The sequence below is a fragment of the Actinotignum urinale DSM 15805 genome, from assembly GCF_000420445.1.
Classification (GTDB): domain Bacteria; phylum Actinomycetota; class Actinomycetes; order Actinomycetales; family Actinomycetaceae; genus Actinotignum; species Actinotignum urinale.
The window spans coordinates 1-18937 of sequence record NZ_ATUY01000003.1; the positions used below are offsets into that span (position 1 = coordinate 1).

Annotated in this window: 17 protein-coding genes and 1 tRNA gene; 6 read left to right on the plus strand and 12 right to left on the minus strand. The window is 49.7% G+C overall.

What is annotated here, in order from left to right:
- A partial coding sequence (locus G445_RS0103060) for an IS3 family transposase (RefSeq protein ID WP_022866098.1) occupies nucleotides 1-308 on the plus strand: 308 nt, incomplete at its 5' end.
- A gap of 278 nt (nucleotides 309-586) precedes the next feature.
- On the opposite strand, the gene G445_RS0103065 is transcribed toward G445_RS0103060, so the two are convergent.
- From G445_RS0103065 to G445_RS0103080, 4 genes are all read right to left on the minus strand, one after another.
- Nucleotides 587-1282, minus strand: coding sequence for a methionine ABC transporter permease (locus G445_RS0103065; RefSeq protein ID WP_022866100.1), 696 nt, complete (start codon nucleotides 1280-1282; stop codon nucleotides 587-589).
- Entirely contained in the window at nucleotides 1279-2322 is a 1044-nt protein-coding gene (locus tag G445_RS0103070; RefSeq protein WP_022866101.1) for a methionine ABC transporter ATP-binding protein, read from the minus strand. The genes G445_RS0103065 and G445_RS0103070 overlap by 4 nt, the downstream gene beginning before the upstream one ends.
- Nucleotides 2323-2329: 7 nt before the next feature.
- Nucleotides 2330-3217: a MetQ/NlpA family ABC transporter substrate-binding protein gene (locus tag G445_RS0103075; protein ID WP_022866102.1), complete on the minus strand. Its 888-nt coding sequence runs from the start codon at nucleotides 3215-3217 to the stop codon at nucleotides 2330-2332.
- A gap of 223 nt (nucleotides 3218-3440) precedes the next feature.
- On the minus strand, nucleotides 3441-4505 hold the full coding sequence (locus G445_RS0103080; RefSeq protein ID WP_022866103.1) for a YtxH domain-containing protein: 1065 nt from the start codon (nucleotides 4503-4505) through the stop codon (nucleotides 3441-3443).
- 132 nt (nucleotides 4506-4637) lie between these two features.
- Here G445_RS0103080 and G445_RS0103085 point away from each other — a divergent pair, with 132 nt between their 5' ends.
- Entirely contained in the window at nucleotides 4638-5159 is a 522-nt protein-coding gene (locus tag G445_RS0103085; protein WP_026420895.1) for a peptidylprolyl isomerase, read from the plus strand.
- 257 nt (nucleotides 5160-5416) lie between these two features.
- A complete protein-coding gene (locus G445_RS09445) occupies nucleotides 5417-6076 on the plus strand; it encodes a rhomboid family intramembrane serine protease (RefSeq protein ID WP_022866105.1) in 660 nt (219 codons plus the stop codon).
- Between the two features lie 393 nt (nucleotides 6077-6469).
- Here G445_RS09445 and G445_RS11140 read toward each other — a convergent pair whose 3' ends face one another.
- From G445_RS11140 to G445_RS0103140, 8 genes are all read right to left on the minus strand, one after another.
- Nucleotides 6470-6853 carry a cell division protein CrgA gene (locus tag G445_RS11140; RefSeq protein WP_022866107.1) on the minus strand — a complete coding sequence of 128 codons (384 nt, stop codon included), beginning with the start codon at nucleotides 6851-6853 and terminating at the stop codon, nucleotides 6470-6472.
- 281 nt (nucleotides 6854-7134) lie between these two features.
- Nucleotides 7135-7944 carry a class E sortase gene (locus tag G445_RS0103110; protein ID WP_022866109.1) on the minus strand — a complete coding sequence of 270 codons (810 nt, stop codon included), beginning with the start codon at nucleotides 7942-7944 and terminating at the stop codon, nucleotides 7135-7137.
- Nucleotides 7945-7988: 44 nt separating this feature from the next.
- The gene (gene pknB / locus G445_RS09455; protein ID WP_040430424.1) at nucleotides 7989-9857 is read right to left on the minus strand and encodes a Stk1 family PASTA domain-containing Ser/Thr kinase; all 1869 of its coding nucleotides are present in this window, start codon (nucleotides 9855-9857) and stop codon (nucleotides 7989-7991) included.
- Between the two features lie 5 nt (nucleotides 9858-9862).
- Nucleotides 9863-11344, minus strand: coding sequence for a penicillin-binding transpeptidase domain-containing protein (locus tag G445_RS0103120; RefSeq protein WP_022866111.1), 1482 nt, complete (start codon nucleotides 11342-11344; stop codon nucleotides 9863-9865).
- Nucleotides 11341-12813 (minus strand): FtsW/RodA/SpoVE family cell cycle protein, encoded by a 1473-nt coding sequence (locus tag G445_RS09460; protein ID WP_084676451.1) that lies wholly within the window; start codon nucleotides 12811-12813, stop codon nucleotides 11341-11343. Before G445_RS09460 ends, G445_RS0103120 begins: the two co-directional genes overlap by 4 nt.
- 3 nt (nucleotides 12814-12816) lie before the next feature.
- Nucleotides 12817-14172 (minus strand): Stp1/IreP family PP2C-type Ser/Thr phosphatase, encoded by a 1356-nt coding sequence (locus tag G445_RS0103130; RefSeq protein WP_026420897.1) that lies wholly within the window; start codon nucleotides 14170-14172, stop codon nucleotides 12817-12819.
- Nucleotides 14169-14693, minus strand: a complete 525-nt coding sequence (locus G445_RS0103135; protein ID WP_022866112.1) for an FHA domain-containing protein FhaB/FipA — start codon at nucleotides 14691-14693, stop codon at nucleotides 14169-14171. The genes G445_RS0103130 and G445_RS0103135 overlap by 4 nt, the downstream gene beginning before the upstream one ends.
- A gap of 2 nt (nucleotides 14694-14695) precedes the next feature.
- Entirely contained in the window at nucleotides 14696-15382 is a 687-nt protein-coding gene (locus tag G445_RS0103140) for an FhaA domain-containing protein (protein ID WP_022866113.1), read from the minus strand.
- A 237-nt stretch (nucleotides 15383-15619) separates the two neighbouring features.
- Here G445_RS0103140 and G445_RS0103145 point away from each other — a divergent pair.
- The 3 genes from G445_RS0103145 to G445_RS09465 all read left to right on the plus strand — a co-directional run bounded on the left by G445_RS0103145 (nucleotide 15620) and on the right by G445_RS09465 (nucleotide 18810).
- Nucleotides 15620-15706 (plus strand) — tRNA-Leu (locus G445_RS0103145).
- A 194-nt stretch (nucleotides 15707-15900) separates the two neighbouring features.
- Nucleotides 15901-16569 carry a ribonuclease H family protein gene (locus tag G445_RS0103150; RefSeq protein ID WP_022866114.1) on the plus strand — a complete coding sequence of 223 codons (669 nt, stop codon included), beginning with the start codon at nucleotides 15901-15903 and terminating at the stop codon, nucleotides 16567-16569.
- A gap of 42 nt (nucleotides 16570-16611) precedes the next feature.
- Nucleotides 16612-18810 (plus strand): S9 family peptidase, encoded by a 2199-nt coding sequence (locus G445_RS09465; RefSeq protein ID WP_022866115.1) that lies wholly within the window; start codon nucleotides 16612-16614, stop codon nucleotides 18808-18810.
- The last annotated feature ends 127 nt before the right edge of the window (nucleotides 18811-18937 follow it).

Sequence of the window (18937 nt, forward strand, 5' to 3'; positions counted from 1 at the left end):
GTATTCTTGTTCATACTGATCAGGGCTACCACTATCAGCACCAGTCATGGATCAGTCAGCTAGTTGAGCATCAGTGCGTTCAATCCATGAGCCGTAAGGGCAACTGTTACGATAACTCCGTGATGGAGAACTTCTTTTCTCACTTGAAAGAAGAAATGTTCAACAATGACTCATTCGTTTCCATCAGCGAGCTGCGCGCAGCGATTGACGAGTACATACAGTGGTACAACACTGAGCATATGCAAGAACGGCTCGGAGGGATGACCCCAAACGAATACCGGCAACACGCACTAACCACCATCGGATAGAATCACACTGTCCAAGAATTGGGGTTCAGTACAGGGCATCATCAAGTTTTTTTCTGTTTCCATTTATTTTGGCAATAGGCGTTCCACCAAAATAGTACGACACCGGTTAGTAAGGTTAAGACGGCTATGCCCACGCAAGCCAGAACTCTTATCGTTAAAGAATCAAAAGTGGAAATTGTTTCCCAGGCACCCCAGATAGCTAGAGATAAAATGAAAGGGAATGCAGACACCGAGTATTTGAGGAACTTTATCTAAAATATGTGGGTTCTTCATAGTATTTAGCGACGCATAATTTTCTTTGCCAGCCAGTTTCCGAAGAACTGTGCCGTTTGAACAAGGATAATAATCGCAAAAACGCCCACGTACATCGTAACGGTGTCGAAAGCCTGGTAGCCGTAGACAATTGAGAAATTACCCAGGCCACCGCCGCCAATGTAACCTGCCATAGCGGACATATCCACAACAGCAATGAAAATAAAGGTATAGCCAAGAACGAGCGGGCCAAGAGCCTCACGAATAATCACCGACGTAATGATTTTCATGGGGGATGCGCCCATTGAACGGGCCGCCTCCACAACACCGGGATCAATTGCCACAAGATTCTGTTCAACAATACGCCCAACCGCGAATGTAGCGGCAATCGCCATGACGAAAATACCGGCGTTACGCCCGATACTTGTGCCCATCACGCCAACAGTGAGGGGTTGAAGGGCGGCGATTAAAATAATGAACGGAATAGGGCGGACAAAGTTCACGAGAATATTCAAAACCGTGTACACAACGCCATTTTGAAGAATTCCGCCCTTGCGCGTCGTATAAAGCAAAATACCGACGATTAAACCGAGGAAACCCGCAATAAGCATGGTCATACCAACCATAATGAGGGTATCTTTAATGGCCTCAAGGAACGTATCCCCGTAACGATCCCAATCGAAACCAAACCACCCGAGGGGGAGAGTGTTTGAAAGAGTCATCGCACAATCTCCTTAATATCTGTTGTTGCGGCAACCTCATTATAGAACTGTTGAATGGCGGAATCTTCACCGAGCAGTCGGACAGTCATATTTCCGAAACTTTGATTTTGAATAGTGGTGACGCCGCCGTGGACGATCGAGAAATACACCCCGTTGTTTCGCGCATTCGCAGCCGCGCTGAAGAAACCAGACTTTTCCGTGAGTTTAATCGTGAAGAGGCGCCCCTCTTGCCCAAGTAACTGATCTTCTTCTAACTCGTCAGGCGTATTACGCAACGAAGTGGAAACGAAATGCTTAGCGATAGGCGTTTGAGGATTGGAGAAAATCTCGTAAACACTTCCGTATTCGACGACTTTCCCGTTTTCCATCACCGCAACATTATCCGCAATGGAACGAATAACGTCCATTTCGTGCGTAATAACGACGATAGTAATGCCGAGTTCCCGGTTAACCTTACGTAACAGCCTCAAGACTTCATGGGTTGTTTCCGGGTCGAGAGCGCTGGTTGCTTCGTCGGCAAGGAGGAGAGAAGGGGTGGTGGCCAGAGCGCGCGCAATGCCTACACGTTGCTTCTGGCCACCCGAAAGTTGTTCAGGATAGCTCGAACCGCGGTCGCCCAAGCCGACGAAATCCAAAAGCTGTTGAACACGCTGGGCGCGCTCTTGCTTCGGAACACCGGCGAGCTTCAGAGGATATTCCACGTTACCTGCCGCCGTGCGGGAAGAAAAAAGGTTAAATTGCTGGAAAATCATGCCAATCTTACGGCGCATGGTACGCATCTGTTTTTCCGGCATACCAACGATATCCGTACCATCCAGATAAATATGTCCGGAAGTGACGGTATCGAGTCCGTTAATGAGGCGCACGAGAGTGGATTTACCGGCACCGGAATAACCAATAATGCCAATAATTTCACCCGGTTTCACCTCAAGATTGACATTGTCAACAGCGGTGACCGAACCTTTTTTATGCTGGAAAACCTTTGTAACGTCCTTAAACGTAATACTGGTTCCGCGGGGCGTTGTATCCTGAGTAGTCATTTATTTTTTATTTCTTCGCTGCCTTGATAGCTTCGCGCAAACGGTTCTCGATCTTAATGAGTTCTTCCGGGGTGCGCTTTACTTCAACGGAGGTGCCGGCGCTATCCTTAGCGATAGCTTCCTGAACGGGCTTGGTGTGCCAGATTTCGCCAAGGCGGATAAGATCCTTATCGTTTGCGCGATCCTTCTTCACGACGAAAGCGTTAATGTAAGGTTCTGCGGCAGGGTTGCTCGGATCATCCTTGAAAATGGCGCTCTTGGGGTTAATCTTGGCGCGATCAAGGAAGGAATTGTTGATAATAGCGGGCTTACCTTCACCGTAAACCGCAGGGCAACGAGAAGCATCAATCGCGGTGACCTTCACCTTAGAAGCAGATTCATCGATATCTACGGGTGTAGGTTCAAGAATATCCTTATTCTTCAGCTTAACCAGACCGGCCTGGACAAGGACATTAATGGCGCGTCCCTGGTTAGTGGAATCGTTAGGAATGGCAACGGATTGACCTTCAATACCATCCAAGTTCTTGTGATCTTTCCAGAAAAGAGCCAACGGAATGATCTCCGTTGCAACAATGGGTGTGAGCTCCGTATTCTTACCGGCATTATAGTTAGCAAGGAACTTAATATGCTGGAACTGGTTGACATCAATTTGACCCTGCTGTAGAGCATCATTAGGAGTGTTGTAATCAGAGAAAGGAACAACCTGCACGTTGAAGCCAGCCTTCTTTGCCTCATCCTGGAAAACTTTCCACTGTCTCTTGCTGGCATCCGTTGTGCCAATTTTAATAACCTTGCCGGAACCAGATGATGATTCAGATGACGACGAGCAACTTGCCAGGCCAACAGAGGCTATGAGTGCAGTAACTGCTGCGGCAACAATTCGGCGGAATTTCATGACGACCTCTTCCTTTTGAATATAGGTACTCTACATTAACACTTGGGGAATGAAGAAAATAGGACGGTTGGATAATGGACGAAATAGAAGCAAGGTCACACGGTAGAACAATTAATTAAAGGAAAAGGTAGGGAGTTCTTGCGTGGGGGTGAAGGACAAGGGGGCGGGCGCGGGTGGCGGATAATGGTTACCGCCACCCGCGCCCGCAGGGGATACCTATGTATTAGTCCTTTTTAGCATCTTCAACGGACTGTTTGACCTTATCGGCTAACTCCTGCTTGATATCCTCTGCGGATTCGAGCGTATGATGAGCCGTGTCCCGGACCTTTTCAGCAGCGTTCTTCGTAGCTTCTTTGACGTCCTTGGCTTTTTCCTTGGCAACATCCTTCGCTTCTTTCGCCTTTTCCTTGACGTCTTTAGCTACTTCTTTTGCCTTTTCTTTAGCATCTTTAGCTACTTCTTTTGCCTTTTCTTTAGCATCTTTAGCCACTTCTTTCGCTTTTTCTGCGACATTCTTAGCGGCATCTTTAGCATCTTCTGCCTGGGACTGAGCCACATCTTCCGCCTCATCCTTAGCCTTCACGCCATCAACATCTTCCCAATAGGCTTCAGCCCACGGATCTTCAACGTTCTTCTTGCGCTTCCAGAAGAAGTAACCTGCGGTGCCAACACCGCCAACAACTGCCAAACGGCCAAAAAGCCTTGCACAACAACGGCGCTTCTTCTTCGGCGTTGGTGTTGCTAATTCAGTACCAGCAACTTTAGCTGCAACCTTCGTTTTCTCCACAACACCGTCCTTTGACGTTGCTGCATCAGTTGCGGCATGTGCAGCCCTCTTAACTCGCGGAATATAATCGTCACGAACCTTATCTGCAAAATCAGAACCGGCATCTTTTGCCTGCTGAACATAGGGGCGAGCCTTATCCGTCGCGTTTTCAACATAGGGACGGACCTTATCTGCAAGTTCATGTGCCTTTGGCGCTGCCCAATCATATCCTTGGGTTGCATAATCCTGAATCTTGGTTCCTGCCACCTGAGCATATTCCTTAACCGTCACGGCAGCCTTCTTTGCCTTACGCTCCCACTTCATTCGGTTCCCAGCGCCTTCAATTTTTGCTTTCTTGGCTGTTTCTTCAGCCTTTTTACGCAACTTATCAACTTTTGCCATGAGCGCATCGACTTCTTTACGCGCTTTCTCCTGCGCTTTTACAGCCTTCTTCTTGCGACCAAACATGATGACCTCCCATCGTGATCCCAGAAGGGACCGCATTTTTTCTATATCTTCCATTCTTTCACTTTATGTCCGCTGTGTCACATAAATCATGCATTAGCTCAGTTTATTTTCATGTTCGACGACGGCGAACGTGCCTAACCGCCGTCGACCACAATAAAAATAGGGAAATATGGGAAGATGGAAAACATGAAAGCTGTTATTAAAACTAACCAGGGCAATATAACCGTTAACCTTTTCCCTGAACAGGCTCCCGAAACTGTCGCGAACTTTACGGAATTGGCGCAGGGCAAGCGCGAATGGAAAAACCCCGCAACAGGTGAAACCACCACAGATCCACTCTACGACGGAACGATTTTTCACCGCGTTATTTCCGGTTTCATGATTCAGGGCGGAGATCCCATCGGAAATGGTACAGGCGGTCCCGGATATTGCTTCAATGATGAAATCGACCCGGAACTTGGCTTTGATAAGCCCTATGTTTTAGCAATGGCGAATGCCGGCACACGCTTTGGGCGCGGAACCAACGGCTCCCAGTTCTTTATTACCGTCGCCCCAACACCGTGGCTTCATGGCAAACACACCGTTTTCGGTAAGGTTGTGGATGAAGAATCAATCAAGGTCGTGGACAAGATTGCAACTGTAGCAACAGGCAGAAATGACCGTCCGCTTGAGGACGTCGTTATTGAAACCATCGAAATTATCGCCTAAAACTCAACGAATCCTAAGAGTCCGTTTATGCTCAATACGGAGAGTTGTTACGGCATCACGCACAGCACGCCAAGGACGCTCCTATATATGCAATATGGGACGAAAGGTTCAGGCAAATAACTGTATCCTAGAAGTATGACTGACTACGCAACACCTGCGCACCCAAAGGGTTAACGCAGTGCGTGTTGAAATATAAAGACGCCACGTCCCGTACGTGGCGTCTTTCGGCCATATTGATCTCAAAGATATAGGAAAATATGTCGAGAATTAAAGGGTTGAATCTCCCCGTCGTAACCACATCGCTCATAATTGCGTGCGTTGTTGTCTTTATATTAGATTATGTACTTCCCTTTGGCCTATGGAAGTATGGCGCATTTATTCCAGCTCTGGCAGTTAGTGAACCCTACCGTTATCTCACGGCTATGTTTTTCCACAGCGGAGAAGCGCATATATTAGGCAATATGTACGCGTTATTCCTTATCGGGATACCGATGGAGAGGCGTCTAGGACGTAGTAAATTCCTTGTGTTCTACCTTTTGTGCGGAATTGGTGGACACACGCTTATTTTAGCGTGGGCGCGACTCGCTGGCGATTCAATGTGGACCGCTACGCTCGGCGCGTCAGGCGCTATTTTCGGGATTTTTGCCGCATATGCCGTCGACATAAGGAAAAACGGTGGCAAGGCTACGCTTATCCTCATCGTCATGGGATACAACTTAGTTATTAGTTTTATCCCTGGACTCAATATTTCATGGCAGGGGCATATCGGAGGGCTTATTGCGGGAGCGATTATTATGGCTTTGCTGGTTCTTCGTCCCGTGAAACAAAGCAAGTATAAAGATGCCCTTCAGTGGTTCTTTATGGTTGCCAGCTGCGCGGTTCTCGTTACCATTAACTTTCTGTTGCTCATGAAATGAAGTCATAATCTTCAATGGATGTAACTACACCAATGTAATTATCCACAGGTTTATCCTCAATTGTGGACAATAGGCGAATTTTTTGAATAACAACCGTGTAATTATCCACAGTCTTGTCCCCAGATGTGTGTAACTCGCACGTCGAAAATGACATAGATTTTAACACTTAACTCGAAAATACTACATATTTTGACACTTAACCCAGATTTTATCCTACAGCACCAAAAAGGGGTGAATCCCGTAAGGATTCACCCCTCCTCGTAATATTTCAACATTTAACGCGACTAAACGCGGTATTTAAGACCAGCTTTTAAAACACTTCCCCGGATACCCAACCACACAAAGACAACGCGACAGCAGGATAATGAACGTTGTGGCCGAGAAAAACTAAGGTTAATGCCACCCCATAGTCATGAGGAAACCAGCAATCATTAACCCGAAACCGATGAACAAATTACCATTGTTGAAGCCCGGAAATGGCAAAGACCCCGCAGAAATATAGGCAATAACAACACAGATAAGCCCTACAATCATCAGCGTGCACATAACCGGAGCCCACCAAGACGGAGAAGATTTCGGGCCGTTACCCCTAGACTTCTTCTTCGACGGCTTTACATCAACCTTTGAGCGTTCCTTAATGTCCTGTTGAGTTCCTGGACGACGTTCGGGCTTACGAACCTTTTTCTGACGAGTCTTAGAACGGCGAACAGGTGTGCCACCATCTTCCTCTAGTTGCTCATTATCTTGTGCAGAATCAAGGTTGTTCAGTTCGGACATTACATACCTTTCAGTTGATAAGACGTGGTGAAAAGCCACCCGTGAAACTTTTACACTTCCACCATAATAGAGGAAAAAAGAACACGGCAAAAAATTCTTTATCTGTTACGCGCGAATATCTGGTTTCATAATTTCAGTTGTTTCAGCTATCCACGGGAAAACCCACGTGAAAAGAATAGCAACAATAATGAGAAAAATGATGATAGCTTCAATAACTTTGAGCCACTTAGGCCCCGGAAGGGCCCTCCACAAAGCACCATACATGACTGCTAAACCTTTCCCTACTTCTTCGCTAACTCAGCGGGTACGCCATCTTTAGGATCAACCCAATGGTCATACTTCGCAAAAACAATAAGACGATTATTGGAAACCAGAGGGGGATCACACGTCGTAATAGATAGCAGACGTTCTGTTGGCTCGTAATCAGGATTAAACGGATTAGGTGAAATCACGCGAACTTCGGTGGGTTTAACAATTTCCTGCTTAATCTGCTTATAGACGTAGTAGGCGTTTTCCGTCTGAATAATAATGGAATCGCCATCTTTAATATCGGGCGCATCCTTCATGGAATTACCATAGGTTAAACGATGCCCCGCAATTGCAAAATTACCAATCTCGCCCACGAAAGCGGTGTCGTTATTGTGGCCAAAACTTCCAGTATCAAGCACCGCTTCCAACTCGACACCGTACTTGATCGTGTAACGCCAATTATTGCCGAATCGTGGAATGTAAATAATGCCTTCCAAATCACCTACTGTTTTTGTGTGACGAGCAGCGGGAGGATCGTCGTAACGAGGTTTCCCAACCTTCTGAGAATTTGGGTTTCCCCACTTGCTTTGAATTTGTGAAATCTCGCTATTTTGATTACAATTCGCAATGACCGTTGTCCACCACAACTGCCACACAATAAAGAGCGCGATAATAATGCCTAAGGTGATGAGAATTTCACCGATCACACCGATGATGCGACTCAGTAAACTAGGTTTCGACCTAGATGCGGACTCTTTTCCTTTTTTCGACGGAAGAGATCCATTCGTGGCCGGGGTGACATCAACTTCGAGAGCTCTTCTACCGGAAGCTGGATTATTCATAGGATTAACCTTATATCTACTTTAGTTATCCAATCAATGTGACATTAGTTTGGTTGTGCAGTAGTGCGTGGTGACGGGGTTGAAGTAGGTGCGGAAGCCTGTTTCCCAATCACAACATTAACCTGGGTGTTGGCGCTAAGGCTGGAACCGGCTTGAGCACTGGTATCAATAACCCTGCCAACCATAGTAGGATTGGTGGTTTCCTTCTCTGTTTGAGAACCTAACGATAGTTTGGCCTCACGCAGAGCTTTATCAGCTTCGCCCGGGGTTTTTCCTAGAATATCCGGCATCGTTGTACGTCCGGTGGCCACCTTCACGTTTACCTTCGATCCCGGAGTGGTTTGCGTACCAACAGCTGGATCAACAGAAACAATGCGATCCCTGTTTTGGCTGGGGTCATCAACCTGTTGCACGCTACCAAGTTCCAAATTCGCGGACTTCAACTGTTCAGAGGCCTGCTCTGTTGTCATACCAATAATATTCGGAACAGTTGCTGAGGAGGGCCCGGTAGAGAAATGAACCGTTACGCGACTTCCTTTCTCCACAGATGTACCAATTTCAGGACTTGTTCTCACAGCGTGTTCTTTTTCAATATTGTCGTCCGCAACATCTGTGCCTCGAACAAACTTCAAATCAAGAAGTTCCAACTGCTGGCGAACCTGGTTTTCCGTCATGTTTGACACGTCAGGAATGCGGACTTTCTCCACGGTTGTCGCCGTCGGGGTCGGTTCTGGTTTAGACATAGGACCAGCCAAGACGAACCAGCCGGCAACGCCCAGGATAGCTAAACATATCACCCCGAGCATTATCCACAGCCCCACATTCGATTGTTTCTTTTTCTTTTTCGACGACGATTTCACAGCCGGCTGTTCGCCCGTCTGAGGTTCCATATTCGTCGCCGTTTGTGCATATGGGGAGCCGGAAGGATAGGTTCCGGTACCGTGGGGCTGCCCCGACGGTAAGATGCGAGTCGCCGTGGGCATCGCCTGAGTTGCGTTCGTGTTTTGGTGAACCGCGTAGGGATTCCAGGAGTCAACGGCCGGAGCAACTACGCCTTCACCGCGAGCTGCAGCAAGCAAATCCGCACGGAACGCCGCCGCTGTTTGATAGCGATCATCACGATTCTTCGCCAAGGACTTCATAACAACGCGATCAATAGTGTCGGGAATATCGCGCGCCAAGGAGGAGGCCGGGCGTGGCTGTTCCGAAACATGCTGGTAAGCGACAGCAACGGCAGAGTCCCCCTGGAACGGCGGTTTACCCGTCAACAGTTCATAGAGCACACAACCCGTCGAATATAAATCGCTACGAGCATCCACAACTTCCCCGCGAGCCTGCTCGGGCGAAAGATATTGAGCCGTTCCCACAACGGAGTTTGTTGAGGTCATTGTTGCGGCAGAATCAGCGATAGCGCGGGCAATACCGAAATCCATCACCTTTACTTTGCCGTCGGTTGTCAACATAATGTTGCCGGGCTTAATGTCTCGGTGGATGATTCCCTCAAAATGCGAGTATTCCAGGGCGCTCAACACACCCAACACAATTTGTACGGCCTCATTGATGGGGACGGGATTACCGTTCTTGAGAAGGGACGCCACAGTACGCCCTCGCACATACTCCATCACGATATAAGGCATCGATATTTCTCGACCCGCGAAGGTACGCGTCTGTTCCTCACCTGTGTCATACACGGATACAATGGACGGATGATTGAGGGCAGCCGCCGATTGTGCCTCACGCCTGAAACGCGCCAGGAAAATCGCGTCCTGAGCCAGGTCGCTTCGTAAAATTTTAATGGCTACCGTGCGCGAAAGTCGGGTATCGTACCCAGAGTGCACTTCAGCCATGCCTCCTCGGCCAATAAGATCGCCAACTTCGTAACGATTGCCGAGCAGAGTGGGAATATCACTCACGTCTCTCACCTTTCTCTTCCATTAGATATGGTAGCCAATTTTGCTTCAAAAATTTTTCTCACAATGGGAGCGGCAACGGATCCACCATCGCCTCGCCACCCGGCGTGGCCAGAATTTTCAACAATTGCGACGGCGGTGTACTTTTCGCCACCTATCGTCGTATTTCCAACAAACCACGCATGGGGCGGTGTTGTCGAGTTGATTTCACCAGTTCCCGTTTTACCTGCGACTTCCAGTTCTTTCACCGTAGCGCGAGTTCCGGTACCGGCTTTCACCTCGTCAACCATCATCTGATGCATATATTGGGCCGTTTGTGAACTAATAGCCCGCCCGATTTCTTGGGGGCTAAACGTTTGAATCGGTTCCAAATCAACATTCATAATCTGTTTGATAATTGTTGGGCTCATGACAATACCATCGTTGTAAATAGCCGCCCCAATCATCGCCATTTGCATGGGCGTGACGCGAACATCACGTTGACCAATCGAATCCATTGCCAAAGCCGCTTTATCTTGTGGCTTGGGGAAACGAGAGGCAGAAACGTTTAATGGGGTGGATAACGGCTTGTTAAAGCCAAACTTTTCTGCCAGAGCCACCATTTTATCTGCTCCGATGTTCACTCCAGCGATGGCAAAGGGCGTGTTACATGATTCTTCGAAGGCTTTTGTTAACGTTACGTGCCCGGAACCGTCGCCACACTTATCGCGTCCGGGGTTCCAAATTTGGTGGGTTGTTCCCGGAGGAGAATAGTTGAGGGGAGCTTCAACCATGGTGTCGGGTTTCATTCCTGAGTATTCAATCATGGCCGCTGTTGTGAGTAACTTGAATGTTGAACCGGGGGCGTATTGATCGCCACCTGTTGCGCGGTCAACGAGCGGTTTATTAGGGTTTTTGGACAGAAGCGTGTAGTTTCCGCGCGCGGCCGGGGTGTCGTGGGTTGCTATAGCGTTTGCATCGAATCCTGGTGTTGACACCTGAGCTGCGATTTCTCCGGTTGAAGATTTCAAAACGACGACGGCTCCGCGCTGGTCACCTAACGCATTGTAGGCCGCTTTTTGGATGACGGGGTCAATAGTTAACTCCACACCGCCACCTCTAGGTTGGGAGCCTGTGAACATATCCGCGATACGCTGCCAGGCCAGAGATGAATCTAAACCGGAAAGAACAGTGTCCATGCTTCGTTCAATTCCCGTACTTGCGTTATGTGCAACCGAGAAATACCCCGTAATATTCGAATACACCATGGAATCTGCGTAAGTTCGACCGAAAGCGAACTTATCGTCAGTTGGAACAGATTTTGCGATGGCTTCGCCACCAACAATGATAGGACCCCGCTCCGTTCCCTGCTGATGATAGAGGGTGCGAACATTCCACGGATTAGCGTTTAAACTGCGTGAGCTAAAAAACTGAATATATGTGGAGGCGCCGGCCAAAACAAGGAACATTACACACATAAACGCCGTTAGTTGTCTAATGGGACGATTCATAGTTTGACCACCTCCGTTTCTTGTCCAGAATTATGGGGACCATCCTTCAACACATCTGACGAAGAGACGATAGGCGAAGAAAAAGCTGCGGAATCGTCGTCGATAATATTGATGCGTTCAAGCTCATCAGTTGTGGGGAGGGCGACGGCCTGAGCAGGGCGACGCGCGGTATCGGACATGCGGATGAGCAGACCGATAATAATCCAGTTGGCAATGAGAGCTGAACCGCCGTGCGCAAGGAACGGAAGGGCAAGCCCCGTCAACGGGATAACGCGAGTAACGCCTCCAATAACGATGAAACATTGCAGGGCAAGGCCGAAACTCAAACCCGCAGCCAAAAGTTTAGAAAAACCGTCCTTCGCTGTTAACGCAACACGCATTCCGCGTGAAAGAAGAAGCAGGTAGATGCATAAAATAGCGAGAACACCAACGAGTCCAAGCTCTTCAGCGAAAGAAGTGTAAATATAATCCGAATGGGCAGCGAAGACAATTCCCGGGTACCCTTCACCAAGCCCGGTACCAAAGAGTCCGCCTGAACCCATGCCGAATAGGCCTTGGACAACCTGATAGGAGCCACCTTTGGCGTTGTAAAGATCAGGATTAAAGGCGTCGAGCCAAATATTGAAGCGGGCGCGAACGTGAGAAACATTTGTTGCGATAAATATGACGCCAGCTAACGTTAAAATACCGCCGATAATGAGCCATGAAAGACGCTCGGTTGCCACCCACAATATCGCCACGAAAAGTCCGAAAAACAGAAGCGCCGTTCCGAAATCTTTTTGGAATACGAGAACAACCATGCTGAGCCCCCAGGCAAGGAGGATCGGCAAAATATGGCGTCCTTTAGGGAATCGTATCCCCAAAATTTTGGGGCCGGCGAGGGAGAGGTTGTCACGTTCAGTCACCAGGTATGCGGCGAAGAAAACCGCGAAAAAGATTTTGGCGATTTCTGCCGGCTGGAAGGAAAAGCCGGCAAGACGAATCCAGAGACGTGAACCGTAAAGGGTGACGCCCAGCGGGCTGAGCGGAAGCAGAAGAAAAATAATGCCGGCGACGAGACTTGTCCACTTATAGGAGCGCAAAATACGGTAATTTCGTACGGTGGCCACGGTAATAATACAGCAGATAAGACCGATGCAGGTTGCGATGAGCTGAGTGTGCGCATTTGTTTCGTTGTTGGACTGGTCAATGCGGTAAATCATGACGAGTCCGAGAGCATTTAATGCGAGAGCCGAAGGGAAAAACACGGGGTTCGCGTGGGGAGCGAAGAAGCGTAAAAGAATATGGGTTCCCAGGACTGCGCAGGTGCTCAAAGAGGATATAAGAACGAAATTAGCGGGTAAACCCTTTTCGCCTAAACCTTTCCACAAAAGTGCATATCCGCCTATGCCGATAATTAATACGAGTATGCACAGGAATAGCTCTCTCCAGCGGCCCAGGTGTGAACGAGTGGGAATAACGACGCTCATAATTTACCCACTTACCGCAGGAGAAGGCGCGTTGAGGCTCGGTTGCGTGGAAGGTACGGGCGAGCCGGGGTTTGCTTGCGTGGAGGGTGCGGGTGAGCCGGGGTTTGCTTGCGGAATACCGTTAGGAACCGGTGTGGTGGGACGCTTTTGTGCGCGCAACGCCTCCACCACTTCTTCCGCCTGTGCCCGCGTTGCTCGCGTAATCGGACGCTCCAAACGATTTTGCGCTACAGAATTCAAATCTTCTAATTTCAAATCCGTTGTTTTTACCCGATGTGAAAGGGTGAGGGGCCCAATATTTTGTGGAATACCTTGATAAATAACGACGACACCGCGTTCTTCTGTCACGTAGTAGCGTGTTTGGCTCCACTTATAGCCACCAACGCCTGCCATAACGAGAAGAACAAGGAGTGTGAAAAGAATAAATATTCTTCGGAGGTGATGTTTTTTAGGAGCCAGGTATTCGTCGCTTGTAGCTTTATCTTTTTTTTCTGTAGCTACTTCGTTACCTGTGGCACGTGTTAATAGCGCAGCTTTTGCCGCGGCACTATCTCCGCCACGGGTGGGGCGAGGCCAGTCTTTTGCGGCGCTACCAACGACCATGGGTTGCGTTGAGAGGGAGGGATCGGCTTCGGCGTCGTCGATCATATCCGCAACAATAACGGTGACGTTGTCTGGAGCGCCTGCGGCAAGCGCTAAATCAACAAGATGTTCCGCCAACTGATCCAAATTAGGGATATTTTTCATGGAGTGTTCGATTGTTTCGTGTGAAACAACGCCGAATAATCCGTCCGAACACAAGAGCCACCTGTCTCCCGGGCGCGCCTCACGCACGGATTCGTCAACTTTAATTTCCCCTGGCGTATCGCCCAGGGCACGCATAATCACGTTACGCCTGGGGTGGTGTTCAGCTTCTTCCGGGGTGATTTCGCCCTGATCAACGAGATATTGGACGAGGGTGTGATCGTGTGTCATTTGGTTCATGACGCCGTCGCGCAAAAGATAGGCTCGAGAATCGCCGATGTGAACCATTGCGAGTTTGTTGTTGGAGCGCATGAGGGCGATACAGGTGGTGCCCATGCCTTCCATTTTTGGATTTTCGTGAACAAGCTCAATCATGTCCTCATGAGCCGAATTGACGGCAACATTGAGGAGGGGGAGGAGATCATCTGCGCTATGGGCATCATCGACCAGGGCGAGGCGTGAAACGGCAACAGATGAGGCTACGTCACCTGCCGCGGCGCCACCCATGCCGTCGGCAACCACAAGAAGATTTGGGGATGCGTAACCGCCGTCCTGGTTGTTCTTACGAACCAGGCCGACGTCCGAGAGGGCCGCGTAACGCATGGAAATACTCACGGTTGAAACTCCATCACTGTTTGACCAATAGTGATTGGTGCGCCAGGTTGAAGGCGTAGGGGGCTACGAACGGGGTTTCCGTTGAGGAGAGTGCCGTTGGTGGAACCGAGATCTTCGAGCCACCACGCGCCATTGCTGTTGAAAATGCGTGCGTGGTGGGATGAGGCGTAGGAATCGTCGAGAATAAGAGAATTGTTGGGGGCGCGCCCTATCTGTATGTCTTGGTTTCCCAGAGGGAGCGCGGTTCCTGTGAGCGGGCCTGCGGTGACAACGAGAAGTGGTGTGGGTGAGGGTTGGGGAGGTGAGACAACGGGTGATGAGGAAAGTTCCGGGGCGGATGCTTCTTCACGTTTCTTTGCGCGTGCTTGACGGCGCGCTACACGCTTGGATATCCGCTGTCCATCACGGGTGCGAATCTCCATTCCTTCGCTGTCCTTACGCACGGTTTTTACGACGATAATAACGAAGAACCACAGGAGTGCAAGGAATCCAAAGCGTAACAAAGTGAGTGTGAGCACCATATTTACTGACCTGTCCAGAAAAGGATCTGTGTGTGCCCAATGGTGAGGGTGTTGCCGTCCACCAGCGTTGCGGCGCTGATGCGGTGTCCTTCTACGAAACTACCGTTGGTTGAGTTTAAATCTGTGGCAATAACACCGTGCGGGGTGACTTTTAATTCGAGGTGGTGGCGTGAAACGCCGGAATCGTCGACGGTGATGTCGCAATCGGAGCCGCGCCCAATAACCACAAGGTTTCCGGTTATGAGATAGCGTTCATGCCCAACTTGGAGCAGGGGATTTTCTTCCGACGCAACAGCGCTTGTTGCGGGGGCTACAGAGCCTCGGGCCGTCGTCGTATCAACACGGGGTGTGCCTTCGCGCAATTGGGTATCCTCCTGGAAGTAGAGACGCAAGGGGCCAACAAAAAGGAAATCTTGTTCGGTGGCGTAATCGATGAGGGTGCGTTCGAGCTCGTGTGTAAGAGTGTCTGCATCCCAGTTATTGACACGCTTCATGTCTCCGGGCGCCAAATAAATGGTGTAAACATTGGGTGCGACGGCGCGCTCCCGTGATAGGGCCGCGGAGTTAGCGTCCATGGCTTTTTTGAGTGCCGTAATAATTTCTACGGGTTTAAGTTCTGATTGGAATACTCGAAACGCGCCGGCGATAGCGTTCTCCACGCCTTTTTCAAATTTGCCAAATGCGCGCACGGCTAATCCTTTCGTAGCTTCTTACATTCACCCATTTTCGCTGCGGGAGAGAAAATGCGCCGAAATTTACCAATAACTCATCTCATTCTATCGAACTAGTCAGGTATATGTGACATCTTGATGTTGCGCTGATAGGTGAGTTCGGTGGTTTATGTAACGTAATGTGCGAAACCCGTTACATATTGAGATGTATCAATTGACGACGTGGATACAAAGGTTATAAGCTATTTTTCACTTGCTCAAGTGGCGGAATAGGCAGACGCGCACGGTTCAGGTCCGTGTGCCCGCGAGGGCGTGGGGGTTCAACTCCCCCCTTGAGCACCAATCCTTACCCCGTAGCATCCTTTCGATGTTGCGGGGATTTTGTTTGCTTTGGGGCTATAGCGGATCTTCGGAATTTAGTGGGGAATAGTGCTACTGGGAGCCCCGCGCCCAGGAAGACCGGAGGCGTGTGCGGAGGTGGCTTTTCAGTACGCAGGTAGCCCCGCGCCCAGGGGTAAATCGGGTAGGCTATACGTATGGCGCAAAAAGATGACACACCCTTCGGTTTTCAGCCAACTCTCGACATCTTTTCACAAGATACACCTCAGGTACCGCAATCCTCACAACACGATATTTTTTCGACGACGGCCGCAGCCTCCACCCCCCAAAATTTTTCGCAATACGAACAGAACACCCAGCCGGCACACGCTCATGCGTCGCCAATAAACGCAACAACCGGGCAACTGGCACACTCCATCGGAGGCGCTTTCACCGGATACGATATCGTCGTCGCAACGGATGGAGCCTGCAAAGGAAACCCTGGGCCGGGAGGATGGGCGTGGGTCAATCAACTCACCGGAGAATACGCATCCGGGGGAAGCAAATACACAACAAATAATATTATGGAACTCACCGCGCTAATAAACGCGCTAGAAACCCTCGATAAGCGCGGACGTATGCTGATTCGCGCAGATTCCCAATACGTTATTAACATTGTGACGAAATGGGCGCGAGGCTGGAAAGCAAAAGGGTGGAAAACCGCGTCGAAAAAACCCGTCGCAAATAAAGAACTCGTTGAACGGCTCATGGCGGCCTACGATGCGCGTACCGGAGTAACCGAATTCGAATGGGTACGCGGGCATAGCGGAGATGCCGGAAACGAATTTGTCGATAAGCAGGCTGTGCGCGAAAGTAACAAGTTTTAAGTCAACAACAAAGCCGACACGCATATCCAGTACCATAGAAACATGGTTCAATCAGATCTTCTTATCCACGGTAAACCGCTCAAAGCGCCACGCGCCAAAAAAATTCCTACCGAAAGAATTTTTCACGGACACACATACGTCGATAATTACGAATGGATACGCGATAGGAACGATCCAGACCTCATCAAACTCCTCAACGAAGAAAACGATTACGCACACGAAATCCTTGCGCCACTAAAACCACTACGCGACAAACTCGTGAGCGAATTCAAATACCGTATGTGGGAAACCGATTACACACTTCCCATCCGCTACGACGACTGGTGGTATTACACGCGAACCTTCAAAGACCGCCAATATTCCGCCATGTACCGTATTCGCGTCACCAACGGCAGCCATCCCACGCAAGAAGAATTTGTGAACGAAGTCCTCGTGTGGGACGGTAACAATATTGGCGACGGACTCGACTTCTTCAACTGTGGCGGATTCCTCCCGGCACCCAACGGCAAATATGGTGCCATGCTCATTGACGTCACCGGCGACGAACATTACTCACTGCGCATTTTCGATATGGAAACAGGGCTTATCCTTGACGATTCCGTACGCAATGCGGGATACGGATTGTGTTGGACAGCCGATTCCACCGGTGTGGCCTACACGCGAGTTGACGAAACCTGGCGTCAATCCAAGGTTATGTTGCACACCATCGGCGAATTTAGCGACAGTGTTCTTTACGACGAAAAAGATGAACGTTTCGACGTTGTTCTTGCGCCGTGCCGAAACCACAAATGGATGATTGTTCACTCTGTGTCGCTCACGTCATCGGAAACCACCATGATTTCCGCAGAAGATCATGAACGACGATACCTCGTCTACCCTCGCCACGAAAAACTTGAGTATTACGTCGAACCCGCAGGTGATCAACTCCTTATTGTCCACAACGCAAACAACCCTGATTTTGAGCTCGCCAGCGCACCCATGCGAGCAAGCCAACCAGACGAATGGCTAACTATTCTTTCGCCACAGCCCGGCGAAAGAATTCAGGGAGTCGATGCCTTCGCTAAACATGCCGTCGTAAGTATGAGAAGTAACGGAAGTTCGCAACTGCGCGTCCTTCGTCGTGAAAAACCTTTACCGTTTGCGAAAATGCTGGAAGAACACAACACCTGGGGAAACACAGACCATGTGCCACTGGCGAAAACCTGGCGGGAAGCCACCCCGATTCCGCAAGAAAACAACAGTTATATCGAAATCTACCCAGACCGTTACTGGGATTCTAACGCCATTATCTACACGGAAGAATCCACCCTCCTGCCACCCACGCAAAAGGCATACAACCCGGAAACGGGCACTATACGCGTCCTGAAAAGCTTGGACGTTCCCCACTACGATCCAAGCCTTTACAACCAGGAACGTGTTGATATTGAGGCGCGCGACGGCGTAAAAATTCCGCTCACCCTCGTCTACCGAGCCGATGTTAAGCCAAACCAGGAAAATCCCGGATATATTACCGGGTACGGCTCCTACGAAATCTCCAACGAACCAGCCTTCAATGTGCAACGATTCACCTTCCTTGACCGTGGGGTCGTGATGGCAATTGCCCACGTGCGCGGGGGCGGAGAATACGGGCGCGCCTGGTATGAGGGCGGAAAGTTCCTCAACAAGAAGAACACCTTTAATGATTTTGTGGACTGCGCGCGGTGGCTCGTGGAATCCGGGTGGTGTTCCGGGGAGAGGCTCGTTGCTGAAGGTGCCAGCGCGGGTGGGTTACTGATAGGAGTGGCGATTAATGAGGCACCGGAATTGTTCTGCGCGGTTCACGCTGCCGTTCCGTTTGTTGACAGTTTGACGACGATTTTGAAGCCCGAGCTTCCGTTAACAGTGGGCGAATGGGAAGAATGGGGGAACCCCATAGAATCCCAAGAAGTCTATGAATATATGGCGAGCTATGCGCCGATTGAAAATGTGAAAAGCGTTGAATATCCGGCGATTTTCACAACGACATCACTTAACGATATTCGCGTGTTGTACGTGGAGCCAACAAAATGGGTTCAGGTGTTGCGCGATACTGTTGTGCTCAACGAGGAACGCCCCATTGTGGAGCGAATCGATATGGCTTCAGGGCACACCGGAAAATCAGGGCGTTACGATAAATGGAGTGAACGCGCCGAAGAAATGGCGTGGCTACTGTATCACCTGGGAGTCTGGAAGCCGGGTATGGAGGTTGCTGAGGCCGGGTAAAATACGGGCGCGTGCTTACTAAAGCCAGCCGTTGTTGCTAGTTTGTTGTTGCTAGTTTGTTGTGGCTGGTTGCTATAGCGAACCGCTACGGTCTAGGGAAAGTAAGCGCTCCCTCATTCGAGGGGAT